Genomic DNA, 24,988 nt, shown 5'->3' with positions numbered 1-24,988 from the left:
ATGGAAACAAAACTCATCTTACAGAACGATCCGCTTTGGAAAAGACTTCAGAATTTTTCATTAGACCATCCTAATGCTGCTTTTCCCTTTTCAAAAAAACTGGCGAAAGAAGAAAACTGGACAAGTTCTTTTACCGCAAAAGCCATTGAAGAATATAAAAAATTCGTTTATCTATGCTGTACATTGCCTGATGGCGCTTCACCCAGTGAAATTATTGATAAAGTATGGCACATGCATTTAGTTTACACTCGAAATTACTGGGAAGAATTCTGCCCGGATATTCTCCAAAAGAAATTGCATCATCATCCGTCACCAGGAGGACCAGCTGAAAATGAAAAGCACAGAAGCTGGTTTGAAGAAACATTAAAAAGCTACCGTGAAATCTTTCAGCAGGAACCGCCTGAAGAGATCTGGAAACAGGATTTAAAACCTTTAAACAAACAAAATAAATCATACTTCGGTAAAATTGCTCTTTTATTGGGCAGTATGTTTATAATTTTCTCATGCACAGAAAATAGCAGTGGAGGATTGGGAATATTTTTTACCTTGATTTTCTTTTTCGTAATTGTGGTTTTGATTATAAAAACGTTCAGTAATAAAAGCGGATCAGATAAAAACAATACAGACGCGGGAGGTGACGGAACATTCTTCTATACCTGCGGAAGCGACAGTTCTCACGGAGACGGAGGAAGTTCTTCCGGGTGCAGCAGTTCCTGTGGGAGCAGTTGGGGGGGAGGTTGCGGAGGCTGTGGCGGCGGAGATTAATTATTTAATTCCACAATAATGAAAAGATTATTCATTCATACCATTCCTTTCGCGATAAGCTTTTTTTGGTTGCTGATAGTAAATCATACCTCAAATCCATTTGTTTTGAAAGGTCCGGATTTTTTAAAATTTTATCTCATCCTTATCTTCCTGTTTTATACGTCGGTATTTATTTTAAATAGGAGTATCTCACAAACAACATTTTATAGTTCAGGCTTGATTATTTTATTGGGAATCATTAAACTCTTTATTGGAATGATATTGGGAAAACCTGTCGGGTTTTTAATCATCATTTTAATTCTTGAATTAATTGTATTAATGATTATTAGAAGATCTTATCTAAACATGTAAATTAAATTCTGGTATTAATCCAAAAAAACAAACCCGAAACAACACGCTCCGGGTTTTATCATATTTTATTAATTCTATTTATTTTGACTTTTCCGTCCGTATTGGTCTATCACGAAACAGGTAACGGCAACAAGCATAATGCTCAATGTAAGTTGTGACTTTTCCGGATTAACGATCTCCTGATAAAGATGATATCCAAAAAAAGAAGATACTAAAGCAATAATTAATTGTTGAGCGTAAGAATAATTGTTTTCTAAAATGGTTTTCATAATGATATTTTTATTGTTATTTACAGAGTAAGTATAACAACTCAAAATATGTTACAGAAATTTATTTCTTATGAAATTACACCGCTTCCCAGCAATTCTTCTCCGTCATACCAAGCAGCAAACTGTCCTTCGGCAATTGCGGATTGTAATTCTTCAAACTCAATATAAAAAGCATTGTCAAACTGATACAAGGTTGCTTTTTGCAAAGGCTGTCTGTACCGGAATCGGGCCATCACTTCCATCGATTCTCCGCTTTTCAGCTTCAGGTCTTCACGAACCCAATGCAATTCGGAATTATCGATTTTCAAAGCTTTTTTAAGCAATCCGGGAAATTGATGCCCTTCTCCTACAAAAAGAATATTGTTTTCCATATCTCTGGAGATGATAAAACAGCTTTCCTTATGCCCGCCGATTCCCAGGCCTTTGCTTTGTCCAATCGTGAAAAACTGGGCGCCCTGATGTTTTCCGATTACCTTTCCATCAGATCTTTTATAATTGATTTTTTGGCTTAAAAATTCAAGTTCTTCCTGTTTTGAAGAAAATTTCGGCGTTTCCTGGGTAAAAAGCGGAGAATCTTTGAAAATTTCCACGATTTCTCCTTCTTTAGGAACCAGTTGCTGCTGCAGAAATTGCGGAAGGCTTACCTTTCCGATAAAACATAATCCCTGAGAATCTTTCTTATCAGCAGTTACCAATCCGATTTCTTTTGCAATTTCCCTCACCTGCGGTTTTGTAAGTTCCCCAATTGGGAATAACGCTTTAGAAAGCTGATCCTGGCTAAGCTGGCATAGAAAATAAGACTGATCTTTATTGTTGTCTTTTCCGGCTAAAAGATGGAAAATTTCTTTTCCATTTTCATCAATGGCAGAATCTACTCTGGCGTAATGCCCCGTTGCTACTTTATCCGCTCCCAACGACATTGCCGTTTTCAGGAATACATCGAATTTTACTTCGCGGTTACACAATACATCAGGATTCGGGGTTCTTCCTTTCTGATATTCATCAAACATGTAATCTACAATTCTTTCCTTATACAGCTCGCTCATATCGATTACCTGGAAAGGAATTCCCAATTTCTGGGCTACCATCAATGCATCATTACTGTCCTCGATCCACGGACACTCATCTTCCAGCGTTACCGAAGCATCATTCCAGTTTCTCATAAATAAGGCTACCACTTCATGGCCCTGTTGTTGCAGCAAATAAGCTGTAACACTCGAATCTACACCTCCGGAGAGGCCTACTACTACTTTCATTATATTCAATTTTACGAAACTCTTAACGGGAGCTCTTAGTTTGACGCTGCAAAAATACAATTAAAAAGATTCGTAAAAAAGTTATAATTTTAAACATCGACAAAAACAATATACTATGAAAAAGTTCATTATTCCTTTCTTTATGTTTATTTCAGGATCTGTATTCTGTCAGGTAGCCGTTGGGGCCTCACCGGAAAATAATAACCGCTGGACGTTCGGAGGCGGTATCGGTTTTGGTTTCGGAAGCAATAATTATTTTAACCTTTCAGCAGCTCCGAGAGTAGGATACAGGCTTACTGATGATTTGGAAGGTGGGATTTTAGGAAGTATATCGTGGCAGAAATCCAACGCGTACAGCTCTACGATGTTTGGAATCGGTCCGTTCATGAATTATTATATTGCAAGAACTTTTTTTATAAGTGCTAATTATCAGCATTATTTCATCAATTATAAAGATAAATTTTACGATTTTAAAGCCAATGCAGATGAAGATGCACTGTATCTGGGAGGTGGTTATATGCAAAGAATCGGTAATAATTCTTATTTGCAGCTTGGGCTGATGTATAATGTTTTGTGGAAAGAAAATTCCAGCATTTTTTCAAGCGGTTTGGTTCCGAATATTGGTTTCGTAGTCGGGCTTTAACAAGTATTCTGAAAGATGCGGTATAATATCATTGCATTCAGATCAGCAAAATCTGCGTTAGAAAATATTTGTTCTCCCACGAATTGCACAGATTCGCAGATTAAATTATTAAAGCTTTTTAATTTAACGCAAAGATGTAATTTATAATTATTAATTTTTAGTTAGTAAAGGCAAATAAATTTTGCTTCGCGAAGGTGAATATCATTTCGTCAAAATCATCTTGTTGATTTAAACTTTGTTCCTTTGTAAAGTATCAATTAAGCAGTATTTGCGTTAAAAAATAATGCAGTAAAATAAAGCATCAGAAAATTCAGACGGCAATCAGCGACGTTTCCAAAATCTGCATGAGATTATATTTCATCTCACGCTGATAGCACAGATCTCTCTGATTAAATTTCAGGATTAAATTTTCAATTCTTATAAATTTAAATATGTGGGAAATAATAATTAGCGACTATTAAAAATAAAAAAAGCATCAGAAAAAATTTCCGATGCTTTTCATTATAATTAAATTATTTATTTAAGATTGAGAAGACTTTTCCGCCGATTTTTTTGGTTTTGAAGTCTTTCCCGTTAATCCGTCTTTTGCCTCATTGACGTCAAGAACAACAGTTTCTCCTTCGTTCAATTGCTTGTTTACCAACATTTCAGCTAATAAATCTTCAATATATTTCTGGATTGCACGTTTCAATGGTCTTGCGCCGAAATCTTTATCCCAACCTTTTTCAGAAATAAAATCTTTCGCTTCCTCAGTTAATTCTACTTTATATCCTAATTTCTCAAGACGGCTGTATAATTTACCAAGTTCAAGATCAATGATTTTCTTAATATCGGTCTGTTCAAGAGAATTAAAGATAATAATGTCATCAATTCTATTCAGGAATTCAGGAGCAAATGCTTTTTTAAGAGCATTTTCGATAGTGCTTCTTGCTCTTGTATCCGAACTTGATTTTTTGGCAGAAGTACCGAATCCTACACCGTCACCGAAATCTTTAAGATCTCTTGTCCCAATGTTTGAAGTCAGGATGATAATGGTATTTCTAAAATCTATTTTTCTACCTAAACTGTCGGTAACGTGACCTTCATCTAAAATCTGCAGCAAGATATTGAATACATCCGGGTGAGCTTTTTCGATCTCATCCAGAAGCACCACAGCATAAGGTTTTCTTCTTACAGCTTCTGTTAATTGTCCACCTTCTTCGTATCCTACGTATCCCGGAGGCGCACCAACTAATCTTGAAACCGCGAATTTTTCCATGTATTCACTCATGTCAATTCTGATCAATGCTTCATCAGAATCGAAGAGTTCTCTTGCCATTACTTTAGCCAGCTCGGTTTTACCGACCCCTGTTGTTCCTAAGAAAATAAAGGTACCAATCGGACGGTTAGGATCTTTAAGACCCGCTCTGTTTCTCTGGATTGCTTTAACAACCTTTTTCACAGCGTCTTCCTGACCGATTACTTTTCCGTTCAGATTTCCATCCATTCCGGCAAGCTTATCAAGCTCGTTTTTGCCTACTTTCGTTACAGGAACACCACTCATCATGGAAACAACTTCTGCTACATTTTCTTCCGTTACGGTTTCTTTTTTCTCCTTCACATCTTTGTCCCACTTATCCTGAGCGGAGTTAAGTTCCATCTGGAGTCTTTCCTCTTCATCTTTCAGTTTTCTCGCTTCAAGATAATCCTGTGCTTTTACTGCTTTCTGTTTTAGTTCCTTAATATCTTCGATTTTCTTTTCAAAATCAATGATTTCGGTAGGAACCTTCATGTTTTTAATATAAACACGGGAACCGGCTTCATCCATAGCATCAATTGCCTTATCCGGTAAGAAACGGTCTGTAATATATCTTGAAGTTAAATTAACGCATGCTAAAATGGCCTCATCTGTATAAACAACATTGTGGTGTTCTTCATACTTATCTTTAATCTGATTAAGAATCTGTACCGTCTCATCAATAGAAGTAGGTTCTACCATTACTTTCTGGAATCTTCTCTCCAAAGCACCGTCTTTTTCAATATACTGACGGTATTCATCCAGAGTAGTAGCCCCGATGCATTGAATCTCACCTCTTGCCAAAGCCGGTTTAAACATATTGGACGCATCTAAACTTCCTGTTGAACTTCCAGCACCAACGATGGTGTGAAGCTCGTCAATAAATAAAATGACATCTCTGTTCTTTTCCAGCTCGGTCATGATTGCTTTCATCCTTTCCTCAAACTGACCACGATACTTCGTTCCGGCAACCAAACTTGCCAGATCCAGTGTAATCACTCTTTTATTGAAAAGAACTCTGGAAACCTTTTTCTGTTGAATTCTTAATGCTAAACCTTCCGCAATCGCAGATTTACCAACTCCCGGCTCTCCGATAAGGAGCGGATTGTTTTTCTTTCTGCGGGATAAAATCTGGGAAACTCTTTCGATCTCTTTTTCACGGCCGATAACAGGGTCCAGTTTCCCGTCCCTTGCCAAAGAGGTGAGGTCTCTGCCGAAATTATCCAGAGTAGGGGTTTTGCTTTTTGCAGAACCTAAATTTCCTGTAGGCTTCCTCATCTGTTCAAAATCCTCTCTTTCATCATCATCATCATATGCACTCATTTGCGGCGCCTGTCCGGAATTTTTCAGCATGGTCTGATATTCCTTTGAAACTCCCTCATAATCAATGTCGTAAGCTCCTAAAATATTTGAAGTAGGGTCCTCATATTTGTAAAGAATGCCCAAAAGCAAATGAACGGTATTAATCTCATTGCTTTTATACTGTCTGCATTCAAGTTCTGCACGTTTAACGGCATGGTCTGCCATTTTAGTGAAAGAAATATTAGTAACTTCCTCAGATATAGGATTAAGACTTGCTGTATTTAAAGTTTCAATTTTTCTTCTGATCTGTGTTAAATCCGCATTAAGGTTTTGAAGGATTTCTTTTGCAGAGTTTTCCGTTTTTATAATACCTAAAAGTAGATGTTCTGTATTAAGAAATTCACTTTTCAGCCTTTTAGCTTCGCTTTTGCTTTGTTTGAACACCTGGCTCAAACCTTGTGAAAACTTATAATCCATAATATATCTCATTAGAATAAAAGCAGCATTGCCATTTATTCATTATCTAAATTACAAATATTTTACCAAAAATCAATAAATGACTTTATGGCAGAAAAAATTTTATTATCTTCCTGAAAATGATTAAGTTTGTGATCCTCTAAAATTCTCCTATGAATCCCGAAACCGCTGCCTATATCGGCTATTCTGCATCCCTGTTTATTGTACTGAGCTTTATTCTGAAAGATGTAAGAAAAATCAGGATTGTCAATATGATAGGGTGTATCTGTTTTGTGATTTATGGTATTTTCAACGGGATGCTCTGGCCGGTAATTATTCCCAACGGACTAATTTGTTTTATACAGATTTATTATCTTCTGTCTGATAAAAACAAAAGATGAACAGAAAAAAAATTATTATTTCTGCCTTTAGTAATCTTAATACAGACCAGCGTATCGAGAAGGTTTGTAAAACCATGCACGATAACAGCTATTCTATTGAATTGATTGGCAATACATGGGGCGGAAGTGAAAAATTGTCACGTCCTTATCCTGTTTCGCGAATACAGCTGATTTCGAAAAGTTTAAAAACGGCTTATTTTGAATTCAACTGGAAATTGTATAATGAACTAAAGAAAAGAGCAGATAAGGAAACGATTCTTTATGCCAATGATCTTGATGCTTTGCTGCCCAATTATTTAATTGCTAAAAAAAAACAGATTCCGCTTATTTTTGACAGTCATGAAATTTTTTCCGAAATGCCGGCAATTCAAGGCAAAATGTCACAAAAATTGTGGCGATATGTAGAGAAGAGCATACTTCCGGACCTTCGTTTTATGATTACAGCAAGCTCCGGCTATGCAGAATGGTTTAAGGAACGATACGGAATTCAGGCAGCTGTTGTACAGAATGCACCCCGAAAACTTAATTTCAGTATTGAAATCCCTGAAAACAATCCTAAAATAATTTTATATCAGGGGGTGATCAATCCGTTTCGCGGAATAGATAAAGCTATTTTGGCCATGCATCATCTAGATCATGTAATTTTTAAGATTGCAGGCGACGGTCCCAGAAAGAAAGAATATGAACAACTGGTCATAAATGAAAGTCTTCAGGATAAAGTTCTGTTCCTGGGAAAACTTTCACCGGAAAAGTTACGGGATGTTACACTTACAGCAGATTGCGGAATGAGCATTGAAGAAAATGGCGGCCAAAGCTATTACTATTCGCTTCCGAATAAGGTTTTGGACTGTATCCAGGCACGTGTTCCTTTAATATTGTCTGATCTTCCTGAAATGCAGAACATTAGGAATCAATATGATGTTGGTGAAATTATAAAAGATCATAACCCTGAAAATATTGCTCATGCAATTCAGACCGTATTGAATAAAGGACGCAGAAATTATTTACCGCAACTTGAAAAAGCAGCTCATATTTTGTGCTGGGAAAATGAAGAAGTAAAATTGCTGGAAGTAGTAAAAAAAGCGTCTTTGTATTAATCTTATTTTTTAATATTTAAAGGAGTGTCTGTGACTTTAGCCCCGATTGTCGCGACATCCTTTTAATTTTCGGGCTCCGCGAAGCGGAGCCCGAAAATTAAAAGATACAGCAGAAAGCGGGAAAAAGCTTAATAAAATAAACTTAGAATTTCCATTCAGTTCTTATGAGGAGGGTAATAAAATAATCTTTTTAAATTGGTTATCTTTGCAGAAAGAAATCAATCAAAATGACCATTAAGGAAAAACAGCAGGAAATAATCGATGAATTTGCTTTTCTTGACGACTGGGAACAGAAATATGAATACATCATAGATCTGGGTAAAGAATTGAAGGGGCTTTCTGACGATAAGAAAACAGATGAAAACCTGATCAAGGGCTGCCAGAGTAAAGTCTGGATCGATGCAGAGTTCAGAGACGGCAGATTGTTTTTCAATGCGGATTCCGACGGGATTTTGCCAAAAGGGATCGTATCTCTTCTGGTAAGTATATACAGCGGACATTCTACACAGGAAATTTTAGATTCCGACTTTGATTTCATTTCAGAAATAGGATTACAGGAATTTTTATCACCTTCCAGAGCCAACGGATTAATGGCGATGACCAAACAGATTAAGTTTTACGCTGTTGCCTACCAATTGAAATCGTAATTGTGACAAGGATTTTAGCATATCGTTTTTCTGCTTTTGGTGACGTTGCGATGACAGCACCTGTATTCCGGGAATTCCTGGAACAAAATCCGGAAGTGGAAATTGTCATGGTTTCACGAAGTAATTTTGAAGCCTTATTCGAAGAGATCCCGAATGTTATATTTAAAGGGGTCAATCTTGATGACTACAAGGGTTTTTTTGGACTCAACAGGCTCGCTAATGAGCTTATCAAAGAATTTCATCCGGACCTTATTGCCAATCTTCATGATGTAATCCGAACGAAAATTCTGGATAAAATTTATAGTACGAAAGGATTTAGGGTTTTTAAAATCAATAAAGGAAAAGAAGAAAAAGAACATTTAACGGACATCTGGAACCTGAATAAAGTTCAGCTTAAGAAAACAGTGGAACGGTATGCCGATGTTTTTCGTGAAATGGGCTTTCAGGTGACACTTTCTCATCAGCTAAGACCTACGAGTTTCAATAAATCGGGGATTGGTTTCGCGCCTTTTGCTCAGCATAAAGGAAAAATGCTTCCTCTTGAAAAGTCATATGAACTCGCGAGAATCTTATCTCTAAAAAATACAGTTTATTTTTTCGGTGGTGGAAAAGCTGAAACCGAAATACTCGAAAAATGGGAAAAAGAAATTCCAAATACCCGAAACCTTGCAGGTAAACTGAATCTCACAGAAGAACTGGACACAATCTCACAATTACAAATGATGATCTCTATGGACTCCGCAAATATGCATCTTGCCAGCCTTGTGGGGACACGATGTGTTTCTGTTTGGGGCCAAACGCATCCTTACGCCGGATTTTTAGGTTTTGGACAAAGTGAGGAGGATGTGGTTCAGGTAAAGGATCTTACGTGCAGGCCATGCTCTGTTTTTGGTGATAAAGAATGCTTCCGTGGTGACTGGGCTTGCCTGGGAGAACTTAATATACAGAAGATTGTTGATAAGATTTAATAATCTTTTAAATAATTATTCTAAATTTCATTGGCACAGTATTTTAATATTTGTTTAAAAAGAAGAGTTATGAAAGTACTAAAAAAGACGGCTTTAGCTTTTACTGTCGCGATGTTCGTTACTTCATGTGTTGCTGTTAGGTCTAACGGAAATAATGGATTGCCGCCGGGACAGGTGAAAAAAGTAACCGGTGCAAAATCTGCGAGAAATTATGCTCCTGGGCACAATAAGTAAATTACAAACAAGCGTTCAGAGTCTCTGAGCGTTTTATTTTAGCTGATTTTTTAAAAGGTACAAACAAAAAAATCTCCCTTAAAAAAGAGAGATTTCTGTGGGTCCTGAGGGATTCGAACCCCCGACCCTCTGGGTGTAAACCAGATGCTCTGAACCAACTGAGCTAAGAACCCGAATTTTTTTAAAAGGTTTCGTTTCCTTTTCTGTGGGTCCTGAGGGATTCGAACCCCCGACCCTCTGGGTGTAAACCAGATGCTCTGAACCAACTGAGCTAAGAACCCTCTTTATCGTTGTTTCCTCGATTAGAGTGGTGCAAATATACGACTTATTCGGAAATCTCCAAATTTTTTTCTAAAAATTCTCCCACAACAAAATTACTTCCGCCAATAAAAATCATTTCCTCTTTTCTACAGTTCTCTTTTGCAGACAGATAAGCCTCCTGTACGGAATTGAAAATTTTATAGGAAATTTTTGCTTCCACCAATAAATTCTCATATTCCTGAGGTGCTCTGCCTCTTTGAATAGAAGGCTTCGCAAAATAAAATGCCGCATTTTCGGGCAAGATCCTCATGACATCATCTATCTTTTTGTCATTGACAAATCCTAAAACAATATGCTTATGCTTATTAATAGAATTCAGCTGGGAAAAAACATATTCCAGGCCAGCCTGATTATGTGCCGTATCACAAATCGTAAGCGGATTTTGTGAGAACTCAAACCACCGGCCGATAAAGCCTGTATTCTGATGAACACGCAAAAGTCCTTCTTCAATATTCTGCCCGGAAATAATGAATCCAAGTTTTCGTAATTCTTCAATTAATGCCAAAACAACCCGGATATTTTTTTCCTGATAATTTCCCTTTAAGTCAGACTTCAAAGCTGTTTTTATCAAAGTAGCATCAATAAAAGATACGTTTTCTTTATCAGCCTTGTTTTTAATGATGTTTTTCACCGTTTCATTTTCATCACCGAAAATGATCGGGATATGTGGTTTTACAATTCCTGCTTTCTCTTCCGCAATTTCTTCGATAGTCTCTCCTAAAATATTCTGATGATCCAGCTGAACATTGGTAATGGCCGAAACCAGCGGCAGGATAATATTGGTAGAATCAAGCCTTCCGCCTAAGCCTACCTCAATAATGGCTACGTCAACCTGCTGCTGATAAAAATATTCAAAAGCCATAATGGTGGTGAACTCAAAAAAAGAAGGCTGTATATTTTCCGGAAGATTTTTCAGTTTTTGGATAAAGTGATAGACAAATTCTTTATCGCAATTCTTACCATTTACTTTAATACGTTCGGTAAAATCAATAAGATGCGGTGAATTATATAAACCAGTTTTATAACCCGATTCCTGAAGAACGGAAGCCAGCATATTACTTGTAGATCCTTTGCCGTTGGTTCCTCCGATGTGAACACATTTGATTTTTTCCTGAGGATTTCCGAAGAAATCACATAGCTTCCTGATATTGTCTAATCCGGGTTTATATGCCTTCTGTCCATCAATCTGATAATTCGGAGCCTGTACGAACAGCCATTCTACGGCTTCCTGGTATTGTGCGGTTGTCATGATGCAAAATTAAACTTACCGGAGAAATTTAATACAGATTTTAATTAAAATTTTTTTAACTAAGCAAGATAATATTCAGAATAAAATAATTTAAGAAAGTTAAAATTTAGTCTTTTTATGGGTGAATAATATTTTTGTAAACTTCAAATTGTTTTTTTTTAAGGAGGCAATTATTTTTGCTAAAAACACAAGTGCACAAATGTTTTTTGAAATAGAAAATTTATTAACATAAAATTTTTAAAACATGGATTTAAAAAAATTAAAAGTAGTTGAGCTTAATGCTCAGGAAATCAAAAAAACCGAAGGTGGTTGGTGGCAAGCTGTTCTAATCGGATTAGCATGGTCTGCTTGGGAAAATGTTGGAGACATTAGAGAAGGGTTTAGTGATGGTTATCATGGTGTAAAACCGAGACATATAAAATAACTAATAAAAAAGAGGAGATGTTACAAAAAAGTAAATATTTTGATAAAAAAAAGGTAATAATGTTTATACTTATTTTCATTTTAACTGTTTCAATAATGGAATATTCTCCTGCAATTGTTAGGTTTTTAATTAATCAATTTAAATAAAAAAATAATGACTTTAAATAATAAAAAACTCATTGATCTAAATGAAGGGCAAATGAGAGAAATCTCAGGGGGAGAATCTGGTTGGTATTGGGTTATGTATACAGTTGGAGGAGTAGTAAGGTGGTATACAACGCAATGTGCTCTTTCAGCCTCAGCAATGCCACGCTAATACTTTTGTTTAGAGTGGTCCATCTATGGAACACTTTAAATATACATCATGAACAATAAAAACGACGATTTGTTTGCTCCCATAATGATTTTAGCTATCTTATTAGTAGCGGCTATATGGCATTACATATTATTATAGATTCTAAACAAATGAATAGCGTTAAATAAAATTATGATATTTTCTAAAAAAATAGATATTATATTAGCTTATTTAATTGTTTGCTTATTCGTCTTTGTGTGCGGAAAAGTTTTAGGGAAAGCAATGTATTATTTATTAAACTGAAAAAATTTTACCATATTAAGTACATAATATAGGAAGAAGAATACTTCTTCCTATATTTCTTTAGTTAAAAATTATTTATAAGCGATTTTATATTCTAAGGAATAATAATCAACATGATGATATTTTGTATTCTATATAATTTTAAAAGCCCTATATAATTTTGGGGTAGTCTAAAAATAATTTCTTATGACAAAATCTGTTTACCTCAGTATTATTGCTTTGGTGATAACAATTTTTATATCCTTACCGCATATCAAAGTTCCCATTTCATCTTCTTCAAGAGGTTTGGTAAGATCTGTTCAAGAAAACACCAAAGTGTCATCTGTAGTTTCGGGCAAGGTGGTACAAAGCAGATTAGAAAGAAACAACCAATACATACAAAAAGGAGATACACTCTTGGAAGTAGCGACAGCGCAACTTGATACACAAAAAAGCCTGCAAAGCAGTCAGAGTTCAGATTACGCAGCGCAATTATTAGATTTGCAAAAAATTTCTGGGGAGCAATTTGGAGGTTTGCAAACCGGGCAATACCAACGTGAGGTTTCTGCTATGCAGGAGAAAATTGCACAGGTGCAGACCCAGCTTGCTTTGGCACAAAAAGACTTCGACAGGGCAGAAACACTCTACAAACAAGGTGTAGTTCCAAAGGCAGAATATGACAAGTTTTTTTATAATCTCCAAGGGCTAAAAACTCAAATTTCGGGTATCAGAGAACAGCAAATCGCACAGTGGCAAGCCCAAAAAAGAGAGGTTGAACGGCAGCTTCGTTCTTTGGGTTCAGAAATTCAACGTATTGGGCAGGAGCAGGAAAATTATATCGTTACGGCACCCATTTCTGGCAGATTGGTCAATTTTTCGGGCGTACAAAAAGGAAATTTCATTGTGCAGGGGCAAAATATCGGTGAAATCTCTCCGGAAGAATCTTTGATTGCCGAGTGTATGGTCTCACCAAAAGATATTGGATTCATTCAAACAGGACAAAAAGTAGGATTTCAAATAGATACATACAATTACAATCAATGGGGTCTTTTGGATGGAGCAGTGAAAGAAATTGATCAAAACATTACAGTAAACCAACAAACCGGGGAAACTTACTTTAGGGTAATTTGTACAATGCAAAAAAATTATTTGCAGCTTAAAAATGGCTACAGAGGCAAAATCGGAAAAGGAATGACATTTACTGCACGGTTTCATCTCTTCGATAGAACATTATGGCAGTTGTTATTTGACAGAGCAGATGATTGGTTTAATCCGAAACTAAAATAATGAAGAAAGACATCTTAATAAAACAGCATGATCTTAAAGATTGTGGAGCTGCCTGTCTCGCATCGGTTTCAGCTTATTACGGGCTAAAAATGCCCATCGCAAAAATTCGTCAATTCAGCCATACTGATACACGGGGAACAAATGTACTGGGAATGATACAGGGCTTGGAGAAAATGGGCTTCAATGCAAAAGGAGTAAAAGGCGGCGCAGATGCCTTACCTGAAATTCCACTTCCTGCCATTGCCCACATCATTACTAAAGAGCAATATCATCATTATGTAGTTATTTATAAAGTTAGCAAAAGTAAGATTGAAATAATGGATCCTGCTTTTGGAAAAATTGAAGAATACACTATTGAAGAATTCTCAAATATCTGGACAGGCGTTTTAATATTGCTTGAGCCCAACGAATATTTTGAACAAAAAGATGAAAAGATAAGTATTTATAGTAGATTTTGGAATCTGGTACAGCCCCATAAAAGCATTCTGATTCAAGCTTTAATTGGTGCAGTAATTTACACTATTTTGGGTTTATCGACTTCTATTTATATTGAAAAAATCACCGATTATGTTCTTATCGACGCGAACCGAAGGCTACTCAATTTGCTGTCAGTCGGGATGATTATTATCTTGTTTTTTCAGATATTTATCGGGGTAATGAAATCAGTTCTGGTCTTGCAGACAGGTCAAAGAATTGACAAGCATCTTATTTTAGGATATTATAAACATTTGCTGAAGCTTCCTCAAAGATTTTTCGATACAATGAAAGTTGGCGAAATAATATCCCGGGTGAATGATGCCGTAAAAATAAGGTCTTTCATCAACGATGTAGCAATCCAAATATTTGTGAATATTTTTATTGTTATTTTCTCCTTTGCGCTGATGTTTACTTATTATTGGAAACTCGCACTAATAACCGCATTAATTATTCCATTCTATTTTTTTGTTTATTGGCTAACCAATAGACTTAACAGAAAAGTTGAGCGTAGATTAATGGAAGAAAGCGCAGAGTTGGAATCCCATTTGGTAGAATCTATAACATCTGTAAAAACTATTAAGCAATTCGGAATAGAAACTTTTGCCAATAATAAAACCGATAATTCATTTTCAACACTGTTGAAAACCATTTACAAATCTGCCCTCAACAGTTTGTTTTCTGGCGATTCTACAGAGTTTTTATCAAGAATATTTACTATTGTTTTGCTGTGGGTGGGTTCTGGTTACGTGATTGACAGAACTATAACTCCTGGTGAACTCTTGTCTTTTTATGCATTAATCGGGTATTTTACGAATCCCGTTTCTCAATTGATAGGAATGAATAAAATAATTCAAAATGCATTAATTGCAGCAGACCGTTTATTTGAAATTATGGATTTAGAACGCGAAGAAACGACCGATAAAATGGATATTAAAAAAGAAAATATACAGGACATTCAGTTTAAGGAAGTAAGTTTCAGCTATGGAAGCAGAACTGATGTTTTTGAAGACTTCAACTGTATTATAAAAAAAGGAAAGACCACTGCAATAGTAGGAGAAAGCGGAAGCGGAAAATCAACATTAGCTGCACTTATTCAAAATTTATATCCCTTGAAAAAAGGAAAAGTAATGATCGGGGATTATGATATTAATTATATTTCAAACCATTCGCTACGAAACCTGATATCGGTTGTTCCTCAACAGATCGATTTATTTTCAGGAAATATAATAGAAAATATTGCTTTGGGAGAAGATTTTCCAGATGTACAGAAAATTCTAAACATAACAAAAGATCTGGGGATTCTGGCATTTGTGGAAAAACTGCCAAATGGATTTCAAACTTATTTAGGCGAAAATGGAGCGTTGCTATCAGGTGGACAAAAACAAAGAATTGCTATTGCAAGAGCATTGTATAAAAATCCCGAAATACTAATTTTAGATGAAGCGACATCTTCGTTAGATACAGAAGCTGAACAAATGATTCAAAAAACATTGGATGATTTCAAAAATCAAGGAAAAACAATGATTGTTATTGCCCATAGGTTAAGTACTGTTGCCAGTGCTGATGAAATTTTGGTGATGAAAGACGGTAAAATTGTAGAACAAGGAGATCACAAAGCACTCCTTTCAAAAGATTCCATTTATAAACAAATGTGGGAAAAACAAAGCATTTCTTTAAATTAATGTAACAAAAAATAAATTGTCTCGTCTAATAAGGAAAAATCGGAATTATGAAAAAAGTTTTGACTATTATTTTGGGATTATCTTGCCTGGCTGTCAGCGCCCAGAAAAAGTGGTCTTTGCGGGAATGTGTTGATTATGCAACCAAACACAATCTTCAGGTAATCCAAAATGAATATTCGAAACAAATGCAGGATCTCAACCTGAAAATTGCCAGAAAAAATTATCTTCCTTCGGTGTCCGCCAATGTGGGAAACAGTGTGAGTTTCGGGCAGGCTTCTTTGGGAACGGGAAGTATCCGGAATGACAGGTTTAGCAATAATGCCAATCTTGGAGCAGATATCCTTGTCTATAACAACGGAAGGCTTGAAAAAACTATCAGAAAAACCGAATTTGACGTAGAGGCAAGTCAATACGACATTGAGACCATCAAAAATGATATTTCATTACAGATTGCACAGCAATATCTCACAACTCTGCTGAATAAGGAAATCGTTAAAATTTCCCAGGCTGCGGTTGAAAACGCCCAAAAGCAGTATGACAGATCAAAAATTACTACGGAAGTCGGAACGACAGCTCAAACGGTTCTGGCGGAGGCGGAAGCAGGACTTGCCAGAGAAAAGCAGAATCTGAAAACGGCTGAAATAAATGTGGGAAGAAGTCTTTTTGCATTGGCCCAGCTCCTGCAGCTTCAGGATTATAAAGATTTTGATGTGGAAGACGTAAATGTGCCGGATCAGCTGGCGCCACAACTAATAGCTGTAGATGAGGTTTTAACAACAGCCTATGAAACTCAGCCCCAGGTGAAAGCTGCAGAAAGCAGGATCAGATCGGCAGAAGCACAGACTGAAGTTACCAGAACCGCTTTCTGGCCTACTGTAACGGCAAGTGCGGGTATCGGAAGTTTTTATAATAATCTTTTAAATACAAGGGTCACAGGCTACGATCTGTTTGGAAATCCTGTTGTAGAGCCTACTTTTTTCAATCAGTATAAAGATAATTTCGGACAGAATATCGGGGTTTCGGTAAACATCCCGATTTTTAACAAAGGAATTACAAAACTTCAGGTTGAACAGTCGAAGCTCCAGGAAAGTATTGCAAAGACTACTTTACAGCAGCAAAAGCAGATTGTTCGTGAAAATGTTCAAAAAGCTCAGTTTGACGTGGATGCGAATTATGAAATTTATTTATCAGCAGTTCAGGCCGAGAAAAGCACGAAACTGGCCCTTGATTTTGCCGATAAAAGCTATGCGGCAGGAAGATCTACGATCTACGATGTCAATATCGCCAGAAACAATTATGCCAATGCGCAGGGATCTGTGGCTCAGGCTAAATATAATTATCTTTTCAGTCTTAAATTGTTGAATTTCTATGCAGGAATTCCACTAAGTTTGTAAAATGTCTATTCAATCTTTAGAAAAATATTTACCCCAAAATACATTACAATATTTAAAAATCTGGTTTGCAGATTACTATATTCATATAAAAATTACAAGAAACAGGAATTCCAAGCTGGGAGATTACCGCAAACTTCCAGACAATTCCCACGAAATTACGATTAATTCGACTCTGGTTCCGGAGCTTTTTTTCTTCGTGCTTACTCATGAGCTTGCCCACCTTATTGCTTTCGAAAAATATGGCAGGAGAATTTCTCCACATGGAAATGAATGGAAGGAAACCTTCAGACAAATGCTGTTGCAGAGTATTAATGTCTATGATGAGAATCTGAAACCGATCATTATGAAATTTTCCCAATCTCCAAAAGCGAACTTCATGGCGAGCCCGGACCTCGTTAAGTATTTCCATATTGAAAAACAGGATGATGCGCTTGTATTTATTGAAAATCTCCAAAAAGGCGATTTCTTTATTTACCGAAATGAGAAGTATTTATTGGAGGGTCTTATTAAAAAAAACTATCTTTGTAAGAACCTGGCTACGGGAAGGAAGTATTCTTTCAAGCCTTTGGCAAGGGTAGAAAAATGCACTTAATAATGTCAAAATCAAATAGATATTGCGTGATTATGGCGGGAGGAATCGGCAGTAGATTCTGGCCGTTAAGTACGCAGAAGTTTCCGAAACAGTTTCAGGATATTTTAGGCGTGGGACGCACAATGATCCAACAGACGTATGACAGGATCAGCAAGATTATTCCTGATGAAAATATATTTGTGATCACCAATAAAGAATATGTGGAGCTTTCCCATCAGCAGCTGCCGGAAATTCCTCAGGAAAATATTGTTGGAGAGCCTTTACTGAAAAATACTGCGCCATGCAATCTTTATATGGCCAACAAAATTGCTGAAATTGATCCTGACGCTACCATGATTGTTCTGCCGGCAGATCACCTTATTTTAAAAGAAGAAACTTTTCTGCAGAAAGCGGAAGTTGCTCTGGATCTCGCTGCCAAAAATGATTACCTTGTTACGCTCGGGATTACCCCTACAAGACCGGATACCGGATACGGATACATCCAATTTGTGGATAAACAAGATTCTGATTATTACAAAGTAAAAACCTTTACGGAGAAACCAATTCTAGAAATCGCCAAAAGTTTTCTTGAAAGTGGAGATTTCCTCTGGAACGCCGGAATTTTTATATGGAATGTTAAAAGTATTCAACATGCTTTCGAAAAATATCTTCCTGAAATGACCCAGCACTTCATGGCATGCGAATATAATGCTGAAGGTGAGCAAAGCTGTATCGAACTGATTTATCCTAAAGTACAGAAAATCTCAATTGATAACGGGATTCTGGAAAAAGCGAAAAATGTTTATGTAATTCCGGCAGACCTGGGATGGAGTGATCTGGGAACATGGACGTCCGTATTTGAAAATACGGAAAAAGACGAAAACCAAAATGCTACCAAGCAAAAACATATTTTAGCCTACAATTCGGAGGGAAATATTATCAATATAAAAAACAGCAACAAAGCGGTTATTGTTGATTCTCTGAAAGATTTTATTATCGTAGATACGGATAAAGTTCTGCTTATATGTCCTAAAGAACATGATCAGCTGATTAAAGATTATGTATTGGATCTGAAAAACCTTAAAAAGGGAGATAAGTTCATGTAAAATAATTCGGATTGATCTTCGTTCTTTCAATATGATAAAGTTTACATACAGGCTTACTGCGTTCATTTGCTTTTTATTCGGAACAGTACTTTCTGCTCAGGAGAAAAAACAGTTTCCCGGAGTTTCATCAATTTTGCAGAGTATCATTCCTGATGCAAAAAATGATACGTGGATGTTGATTCATAAAAGCTATGGAAAAGACAATATCATAAAGCAGTCAGGAGTAAAAAAAGATTTTGAATCTCAATCTTCAGGATTCAATATAGGAATTGCTGATGAAGACGCATTTTACTATATCGTGGTTTTATCGAAGGATATTCCGGAATATATTACCGATCTTACAGCACTCAGAAAATTTGTCGGTAAGGTGGATAATATTCAGGATGCAGCAGTTTTTGCCGCAACGGAAGGATATATTATTGATGAAGAATTCAGAGATCTGGCGGCCAATTATTACCAGGATTCAGCCAACTATTATCTGGATTTAGGAAAACTGACATCAAAGGAATGTCCTTATCAGAAAAAGTATTTTACCTTAACGATTCCAAAATCCGGAGTTGGGATTTTAAACGTAAAAGACAACGGATCTTATATTGAGCTGTATAATAAAAAATGCACCAATAATCCCAGATTGCTGAAAATTGAAAAAAAAGAAGAGCCGAAAGATGAGCCTAAAAAATCAAACAAATCTACAAAACGGAGATAAGTTTTACGAAACCGAACGGCTGATCCTGCGTCCTATGGCTGCGGAAGATGCCGAATTTATCCTTACACTTTATAACAGTCCCAAGTTTATCCAGTATATCGGTGACCGCTATATCAGGACGGTTGCTGATGCGGAAAATTATATTGAACGGAGATTCCTTCCTCAGTTTGAAAAACTGGGTTTTGGAAATTATTTAATTTTAACCAAAGAAGGAAATCAAAAAATCGGAGGCGTGGGAATATTTGAAAGAGACGGGCTGGATGTTATGGATATCGGTTTCTCCCTCCTCGAAGAATTTGAAGGAAAAGGATATGCTTACGAAGCGGCTTTAAAAATAAAATCAGTTGGGATGAATGATTTTGGCTTAAAAAAACTTTCAGCAATTACTACAAAAGATAATGCTTCTTCCCAAAAATTAATTGAAAAGCTGGGATTGAAATTTCAGAAATTTGTTACCATTCCGGGAGATCCGGAGGAGTTGATGTATTATGAAACAGAGTAATTTACTGTTCTTTACATGATTGATAATGAAGGAAATCTTAAAATATAAAATCATTAAGTTTGTCATCCTGAAAGGATCTATACAAAATCTTGAAAAGTTTGCATTGAGATGCTTTCAGCATGACAAATATGCTGTAAAATTATCCTTCCAGAATCTGCTCCGCAGCAGTCTTTGATGTTACTTTTTCAATAACTCTTTCACAGATTCCTTTTTCATCAAAAATAAAGGTCGTTCTCACAATTCCCATATACGTTTTCCCGAAAGTTGTTTTTTCCTGCCAAACTCCGAATTTTTCAAGAATTTCGTGGCTCTCATCAGCGATGAGATCATAAGGAAAAGCAAACTTGCTGTGAAAGTTTTTCTGTTTTTTTACCGAGTCTCCGCTGATTCCCAACAGTTGAAAACCAGCCTTTTCCAGTTTTGAGTAATTATCACTCAGGTTACAGGCTTCTACCGTGCAGGTTGGCGTATTGGCCTGGGGATAAAAGAAAATAACCAGTTTCTTTCCGATTAATTGTTCAGAACGTACGGTTTCTCCATCCTGATTTATTCCTTCAAATTGAGGTAATTTTTCGCCGACTTTAAGCATAATGTTTATTTTTGTTCAAATTTAATGGTTACATGACAAAAAAGCAAAGAGCGGAGCTTGTTCAGAGAGAATTGGAAAAATTGTATCCTCAAGTACCGATTCCGTTGGATCATACCGACCCTTACACGTTGATGGTTGCGGTGGCACTTTCGGCACAGACTACCGATAAAAAAGTAAACCAGGTTACTCCGGAACTGTTCAGGATTGCAGGAACTCCCCAAAAAATGGCAAAGCTGGAGGTGGAAGAAATTAAGGAACTGATCAAAGAAATCGGGTTATCCAATACGAAGGCAAAGAACCTTAAAAGAATGGCAGAACTGCTTTTGGAAAGACATCATGGAGTAGTACCGCAAACTTATGAAGAACTCGAAGCACTTCCGGGAGTAGGCCACAAAACGGCTTCAGTAGTGATGAGCCAGGGTTTCGGATTTCCTGCTTTTCCGGTAGATACCCATATTCATCGTTTAATGACGCAATGGAAACTGACCTCCGGAAAAAACGTTGTAGAAACAGAAAAAGATGCAAAAGCCATATGGCCGGAAAGCGTGTGGAATAAACTTCATCTCCAGATTATTTTCTATGGAAGAGAATATTCTCCGGCAAGAGGAAAAGGAGAGAAAGATTTTATTACGAAAATGCTATTCGAAAAATAATGGCATGCAATAATGAGGTAATGGTGGCTAAATTTTCACGAAAAATTTAGCCGGGTAGTTTAAAAGATTAAATTACTTCACATCAAGCAATCTTCGATGATAATTTATCTGCCCAAGATGATAGCTTAAATGCCCGAACAGGTGAATCAGGAAATACTCTGTTGTCATGGCATAGCCCAAAGGTTCGGAAGGATATGCTTTCTGAAGTTCTTCCGCAGATAAATTTCCAAGCGTAAGGTCTACAGTTTCAATAGTTCTTTCAATCTGCTGAATCAATTCTGTCCTTGGTATATTTTTTAATGAAAATTCAAGGTCCCTGTTTCTTATATAGCCGGAATTTCCAAGTGTGGCTCCAATATAGTGATTAAGGTTTCCTACCAGATGGAGACAAAGGTTCCCGGCTGAATTAGAAATATTATTATCGGTTTTCCAGATGTTTTCTTCGTTTTGATAAGATTCGATTTCTGTTTTTAATTTATTTAAATCTCTTGTGAAAAGGGATTGTAAACTTTGTATCATTTTATTTGATTTTTGTTCTGAAATATCCTTGGAAAAACTTAGTAACCGGGGAATCAATTTTAGTTTTTTAATGAGGAATTTCTTCCGTAAGAATTGTATTACCTGCTTTATCATAATAGATGCAGGAAAATTGATTAAGATCCACAATCCACTTCTCAATTCCTGTCCGGGCACAGTCTTCGCAGAATTTCATATAATCTGTTTCACCATGCTGATGACTTTTTAATTGGTTGATAAATAATTCTTTATCAACTTTGTTTTCAACGGCTAGTTCATCATATTGAGGCCGGGATTTTGTGGTGTAGCCGTTCTCTCCAAAATATTCCGTATGACTGTCTTTTACCCAGGTTTCGAAAGACTGTACACCGAATTCTTTTATTTCTTTGATGTAATTCGGAAAATCGGCACCCGACTGTACTTTGCTGTGCGCATGTTCAATTTGTTCTACAGTAAACATTTATTTGTATTTTTATTAAGCTTGATTTTACCGCAAAAGGAATAAAAGAATATAAATATTTGTTCTTTTGTGATAAAAATTAATTATTTCTGCTTTTTCGCCCACAATTCCATCTTCCGGTTCAGGACATCCAAAGGAAGACAGCCCTGATTCAGAATTTCATCATGAAACTTGGCCAGGCTGAATTTGCCGCCCAGTTCTTTCTGATATTTTTCCCTTAACTCACGAATCCTCAAAGAACCAATTTTATAACCTAAAGCCTGTCCGGGCATTGCCATGTATCGTTCTACTTCAGCCGTTGCGCCGGCTTCATCATAAGAAATATTGCTCAGAAAATATTTGATAGCTTCTTCTCTTGTCATTCTTCCGGTATGGAGGCCTGTATCAACCACAAGTCTTACAGCTCTCAGCATTTGGTCACTCAGATAGCCCATTTTCTGATAAGGATCCGTATACAATCCGAATTCCGGACCTAACGTTTCACAGTAATGCGCCCATCCTTCACCATACGCACCGAACCACCCGAATCTCATGAATTTCGGAAGCTTGGTGTTTTCCTGCTGTAAAGAAACCTGGTAATGATGTCCTGGTATCGCCTCATGCAAAAACAGAGATTCCATTCCTGAAGTCACATTGAATTTGGACGGATCCGGAAGCGGGACATAGAAAATCCCCGGTCTTTTTCCATCCGGAGTTCCCTGGATATATTCCGCACTCGCACTGGCTTCCCTGAATTTTTCCGTCTGCCTGATCTCAAACTTCGTCTTTGGAGTTACGGAAAACATCGTTTTCAGTTTAGGCGTGATTTTCGTTAAAATTCCATTAAAAGCATCCAGCACTTCTTTTGATGTTTTGTAAGGCATCGCTTTTGGGTCTGTTTTTACATAGCTGATGAACTCCTCAAGCGTTCCGCTAAAGCCCACCTGCTGTTTTACTTTTTCCATTTCGGCACGAAGCATGGCCACCTGCTGAAGTCCTGTTTTATTGATTTCTTCAGGGGTTTTATCTGTTGTAGTCCAGCTTTTTGCGTAATACTGATAAATTTCTTTTCCGTTAGGAAGACTGTTATAACCGTCTGTATCTCTTGCTTTTGGTAAATATTCTTTTTCTAAGAAGTCTCCCATTTTTGTATAAGCCGGAATGATCTTTTGTGTAATGGCATCTTTATACAATTTTGAAAATTTATCTTTCTGTTCTTTGGTAAAATCTTTTGGGAAATTTCTTACCGGCCCATAGAAAATATTCTTTTCCCAATCCGCAGTTATGATTTCTTCGGCTCTCATCTGCGGAATCATTTTGATTACCAGTTTCTTAGGTAAAACCATCTTATTGCTGATCCCTTCCCGGAAATTATCCGTTGCAGCGTTCATCCAGTCCGGAAACTTTTCCATTCTTTTGAGCCAGTCGCTGTAGTCTTTTTCTGTTTTAAAAGGCTGGCTTCCTTCTCCGCTCCCATAAAGCGGAAAGTTAAGCGGCAGTCCGCCAAACTGGGTAAAAGGAATATATTCCGGATGATAATCGTACGCCTGGATTTTATCTTTCAGTGTGAAGTTCAATACATCATAAACCACTTTATCTTCATCGGAAAGGTTTTTGTAGTCTACGTTTTCGAGCTGTTTCTGTACGGAGCGATAAAAAGCCACTTCCCCGGAAATAAAATCTTTATCAATGGTGATCGGAAGCTGGTCGTTATATCGTAAGTCACCCTGCGAAGTGGCGTCAAGCGGATAAAGTTTCAGGTACTGCTCATAATAATTGGAAGCAATAGAATCGATATTAGAGGGCGTGACTTTGGTTAAAGGGGAATCAGATTTTTTGCAGGAAGTGAGGCTCAGCACCAGGCTCAAACCTACAATGCTTTTCGATATGATATGTTTCATTCTTCGGAAATTCTTTATAAAAAACAAATGTAAATATTTAAAGTAGAAAAGCAGTAAAAGATTTTCTACATGAATGGGAGAGCTCGTTTAAAACAGACTTTAATTGGTGAAGCATAATTATCCGGATGATTAAGATTAGTGTTTGCATAATGCATTCATGACATTATTCAACACTTTTCATAAATAATGATTTTAAAAAATAATTTTCAAAAAATTTTTCACGTTCAATCTATTTTTTATCTTTGTTGAAAACGTTTAACAATCATATTATTACAGCTCTTTTTTAAGAAAAAATGAAAGGGATTTTAAAAATTTACCATCCGGACGAAACGCTAAAGTACAATATCAGAAACACTTATTGTAAAGCGGTTTACAGCAACCAGCAGCATTTTTTAGAGGTTGAGATCATCACGGATGACGGTCTGGATCATGTGGAGGATGATTCTCTGCAGTACAACTTTCCTCAACTTTCACTTGAGGTTTTTGATTTCCCTATTGAATCTGCGGAAATAGAAGGGAAAACAATTATGATTAATGATTCTGATGAAGACACTTTTACAGAAGTAGATCTTTTCGATGACGAGGATGCTTTTATCTACGATAATGAGCTGCTGTTTGATAAAAATGAAAAAGGCGAGCTTCAGGTTGTGTGGAAAGGAACCATTGATGATTTTTACACAGGTTCCAATGCTCCGATTCCTTTCAGGCTGAAATGCGAATTTAGCCAGGATGATATTGAAGTAGACGAAGATTAACATTTAACGTTCTCTTCTTCTCCGAAATTTTATACAGTTTTCTTTTCAGATTTTTTTGAAAAGAAACTTGCTATTGCTGAAAATAACAAATTTTAATGTGTTTTAAGCATTTTTTAAGATACCATTTCATAATATTCCAGTACATTTGTCGTTACAACTCTTATAAAAATACAGA

At 36.5% G+C, this 24,988-nt stretch carries 25 protein-coding genes and 2 tRNA genes; 17 read left to right on the top strand and 10 right to left on the bottom strand.

The genetic code is table 11. From position 1 onward, the window contains the following. The gene (locus M0D58_RS11030) at positions 1-765 is read left to right on the top strand and encodes a glycine-rich domain-containing protein (protein ID WP_248389207.1); all 765 of its coding nucleotides are present in this window, start codon (positions 1-3) and stop codon (positions 763-765) included. Between the two features lie 425 nt (positions 766-1,190). Here M0D58_RS11030 and M0D58_RS11025 read toward each other — a convergent pair whose 3' ends face one another. Both M0D58_RS11025 and mnmA read right to left on the bottom strand, forming a co-directional pair. After that, on the bottom strand, positions 1,191-1,385 hold the full coding sequence (locus M0D58_RS11025; RefSeq protein WP_248389206.1) for a hypothetical protein: 195 nt from the start codon (positions 1,383-1,385) through the stop codon (positions 1,191-1,193). A 68-nt stretch (positions 1,386-1,453) separates the two neighbouring features. Beyond that, positions 1,454-2,641, bottom strand: a complete 1,188-nt coding sequence (gene mnmA, locus M0D58_RS11020; protein ID WP_248389205.1) for a tRNA 2-thiouridine(34) synthase MnmA — start codon at positions 2,639-2,641, stop codon at positions 1,454-1,456. A 115-nt stretch (positions 2,642-2,756) separates the two neighbouring features. Between mnmA and M0D58_RS11015 the strand changes: the two genes are divergently transcribed. After that, the gene (locus tag M0D58_RS11015) at positions 2,757-3,284 is read left to right on the top strand and encodes a hypothetical protein (RefSeq protein ID WP_248389204.1); all 528 of its coding nucleotides are present in this window, start codon (positions 2,757-2,759) and stop codon (positions 3,282-3,284) included. 520 nt (positions 3,285-3,804) lie between these two features. On the opposite strand, the gene M0D58_RS11010 is transcribed toward M0D58_RS11015, so the two are convergent. Continuing rightward, the gene (locus M0D58_RS11010; protein ID WP_248389203.1) at positions 3,805-6,339 is read right to left on the bottom strand and encodes an ATP-dependent Clp protease ATP-binding subunit; all 2,535 of its coding nucleotides are present in this window, start codon (positions 6,337-6,339) and stop codon (positions 3,805-3,807) included. A gap of 152 nt (positions 6,340-6,491) precedes the next feature. Between M0D58_RS11010 and M0D58_RS11005 the strand changes: the two genes are divergently transcribed. The 5 genes from M0D58_RS11005 (at position 6,492) to M0D58_RS10985 (ending at position 9,665) form a co-directional block, all read left to right on the top strand. After that, positions 6,492-6,719, top strand: coding sequence for a uroporphyrinogen decarboxylase (locus M0D58_RS11005; protein ID WP_248389202.1), 228 nt, complete (start codon positions 6,492-6,494; stop codon positions 6,717-6,719). Further along, entirely contained in the window at positions 6,716-7,816 is a 1,101-nt protein-coding gene (locus M0D58_RS11000; protein ID WP_248389200.1) for a glycosyltransferase, read from the top strand. The genes M0D58_RS11005 and M0D58_RS11000 overlap by 4 nt, the downstream gene beginning before the upstream one ends. 227 nt (positions 7,817-8,043) lie before the next feature. Next, the gene (locus M0D58_RS10995) at positions 8,044-8,463 is read left to right on the top strand and encodes a SufE family protein (protein WP_248389198.1); all 420 of its coding nucleotides are present in this window, start codon (positions 8,044-8,046) and stop codon (positions 8,461-8,463) included. A gap of 2 nt (positions 8,464-8,465) precedes the next feature. Beyond that, entirely contained in the window at positions 8,466-9,431 is a 966-nt protein-coding gene (locus tag M0D58_RS10990) for a glycosyltransferase family 9 protein (RefSeq protein ID WP_248389196.1), read from the top strand. A 69-nt stretch (positions 9,432-9,500) separates the two neighbouring features. Further along, entirely contained in the window at positions 9,501-9,665 is a 165-nt protein-coding gene (locus tag M0D58_RS10985; protein WP_248389194.1) for a hypothetical protein, read from the top strand. Positions 9,666-9,763: 98 nt separating this feature from the next. On the opposite strand, the gene M0D58_RS10980 is transcribed toward M0D58_RS10985, so the two are convergent. From M0D58_RS10980 to M0D58_RS10970, 3 genes are all read right to left on the bottom strand, one after another. Further along, positions 9,764-9,838 (bottom strand) — tRNA-Val (locus tag M0D58_RS10980). 33 nt (positions 9,839-9,871) lie between these two features. Then, positions 9,872-9,946, bottom strand: a tRNA-Val gene (locus M0D58_RS10975). Between the two features lie 44 nt (positions 9,947-9,990). Continuing rightward, positions 9,991-11,235: a bifunctional folylpolyglutamate synthase/dihydrofolate synthase gene (locus M0D58_RS10970; RefSeq protein ID WP_248389191.1), complete on the bottom strand. Its 1,245-nt coding sequence runs from the start codon at positions 11,233-11,235 to the stop codon at positions 9,991-9,993. A 244-nt stretch (positions 11,236-11,479) separates the two neighbouring features. Between M0D58_RS10970 and M0D58_RS10965 the strand changes: the two genes are divergently transcribed. The 8 genes from M0D58_RS10965 (at position 11,480) to M0D58_RS10930 (ending at position 19,960) form a co-directional block, all read left to right on the top strand. Beyond that, on the top strand, positions 11,480-11,659 hold the full coding sequence (locus M0D58_RS10965; RefSeq protein WP_248389189.1) for a hypothetical protein: 180 nt from the start codon (positions 11,480-11,482) through the stop codon (positions 11,657-11,659). Positions 11,660-12,442: 783 nt separating this feature from the next. Then, positions 12,443-13,522, top strand: a complete 1,080-nt coding sequence (locus tag M0D58_RS10960) for an HlyD family secretion protein (protein WP_248389187.1) — start codon at positions 12,443-12,445, stop codon at positions 13,520-13,522. Then, complete coding sequence (locus tag M0D58_RS10955) at positions 13,522-15,681, top strand: peptidase domain-containing ABC transporter (RefSeq protein WP_248389185.1); 2,160 nt, start codon at positions 13,522-13,524, stop codon at positions 15,679-15,681. The genes M0D58_RS10960 and M0D58_RS10955 overlap by 1 nt, the downstream gene beginning before the upstream one ends. Before the next feature lie 47 nt (positions 15,682-15,728). Next, positions 15,729-17,075 carry a TolC family protein gene (locus M0D58_RS10950; RefSeq protein ID WP_248389183.1) on the top strand — a complete coding sequence of 449 codons (1,347 nt, stop codon included), beginning with the start codon at positions 15,729-15,731 and terminating at the stop codon, positions 17,073-17,075. 1 nt (position 17,076) lies between these two features. Continuing rightward, positions 17,077-17,667 carry a SprT-like domain-containing protein gene (locus M0D58_RS10945; RefSeq protein WP_248389180.1) on the top strand — a complete coding sequence of 197 codons (591 nt, stop codon included), beginning with the start codon at positions 17,077-17,079 and terminating at the stop codon, positions 17,665-17,667. 2 nt (positions 17,668-17,669) lie between these two features. After that, positions 17,670-18,752, top strand: coding sequence for a mannose-1-phosphate guanylyltransferase (locus M0D58_RS10940; RefSeq protein ID WP_248389178.1), 1,083 nt, complete (start codon positions 17,670-17,672; stop codon positions 18,750-18,752). Between the two features lie 31 nt (positions 18,753-18,783). Next, positions 18,784-19,458 (top strand): hypothetical protein, encoded by a 675-nt coding sequence (locus M0D58_RS10935; protein ID WP_248389176.1) that lies wholly within the window; start codon positions 18,784-18,786, stop codon positions 19,456-19,458. Beyond that, a complete protein-coding gene (locus tag M0D58_RS10930) occupies positions 19,418-19,960 on the top strand; it encodes a GNAT family N-acetyltransferase (protein ID WP_248389174.1) in 543 nt (180 codons plus the stop codon). The genes M0D58_RS10935 and M0D58_RS10930 overlap by 41 nt, the downstream gene beginning before the upstream one ends. A 139-nt stretch (positions 19,961-20,099) precedes the next feature. Here the strand turns inward: M0D58_RS10930 and bcp are convergent, their stop codons facing one another. After that, positions 20,100-20,549, bottom strand: a complete 450-nt coding sequence (gene bcp / locus M0D58_RS10925; protein WP_248389173.1) for a thioredoxin-dependent thiol peroxidase — start codon at positions 20,547-20,549, stop codon at positions 20,100-20,102. 32 nt (positions 20,550-20,581) lie between these two features. Here bcp and M0D58_RS10920 point away from each other — a divergent pair, with 32 nt between their 5' ends. After that, positions 20,582-21,202, top strand: a complete 621-nt coding sequence (locus tag M0D58_RS10920; protein ID WP_248389172.1) for an endonuclease III domain-containing protein — start codon at positions 20,582-20,584, stop codon at positions 21,200-21,202. A gap of 72 nt (positions 21,203-21,274) precedes the next feature. Here the strand turns inward: M0D58_RS10920 and M0D58_RS10915 are convergent, their stop codons facing one another. The 3 genes from M0D58_RS10915 to M0D58_RS10905 all read right to left on the bottom strand — a co-directional run bounded on the left by M0D58_RS10915 (position 21,275) and on the right by M0D58_RS10905 (position 24,058). Next, complete coding sequence (locus M0D58_RS10915; RefSeq protein WP_248389171.1) at positions 21,275-21,721, bottom strand: DinB family protein; 447 nt, start codon at positions 21,719-21,721, stop codon at positions 21,275-21,277. A gap of 67 nt (positions 21,722-21,788) precedes the next feature. Beyond that, positions 21,789-22,178, bottom strand: a complete 390-nt coding sequence (locus M0D58_RS10910; protein WP_248389170.1) for a DUF1398 domain-containing protein — start codon at positions 22,176-22,178, stop codon at positions 21,789-21,791. Between the two features lie 83 nt (positions 22,179-22,261). Further along, entirely contained in the window at positions 22,262-24,058 is a 1,797-nt protein-coding gene (locus M0D58_RS10905) for a DUF885 domain-containing protein (RefSeq protein WP_248389169.1), read from the bottom strand. Positions 24,059-24,351: 293 nt separating this feature from the next. On the opposite strand from M0D58_RS10905, the gene M0D58_RS10900 reads away from it, so the two are divergent. After that, positions 24,352-24,813: a hypothetical protein gene (locus tag M0D58_RS10900; RefSeq protein WP_248389168.1), complete on the top strand. Its 462-nt coding sequence runs from the start codon at positions 24,352-24,354 to the stop codon at positions 24,811-24,813. Positions 24,814-24,988: the final 175 nt, after the last annotated feature.

Origin of the sequence: Chryseobacterium nepalense, assembly GCF_023195755.1 — a bacterium.
GTDB classification, from domain to species: domain Bacteria; phylum Bacteroidota; class Bacteroidia; order Flavobacteriales; family Weeksellaceae; genus Chryseobacterium; species Chryseobacterium nepalense.
The sequence above is the reverse complement of the archived record's forward strand: the minus strand, read 5'-3'. Positions and strand labels throughout refer to the sequence as shown.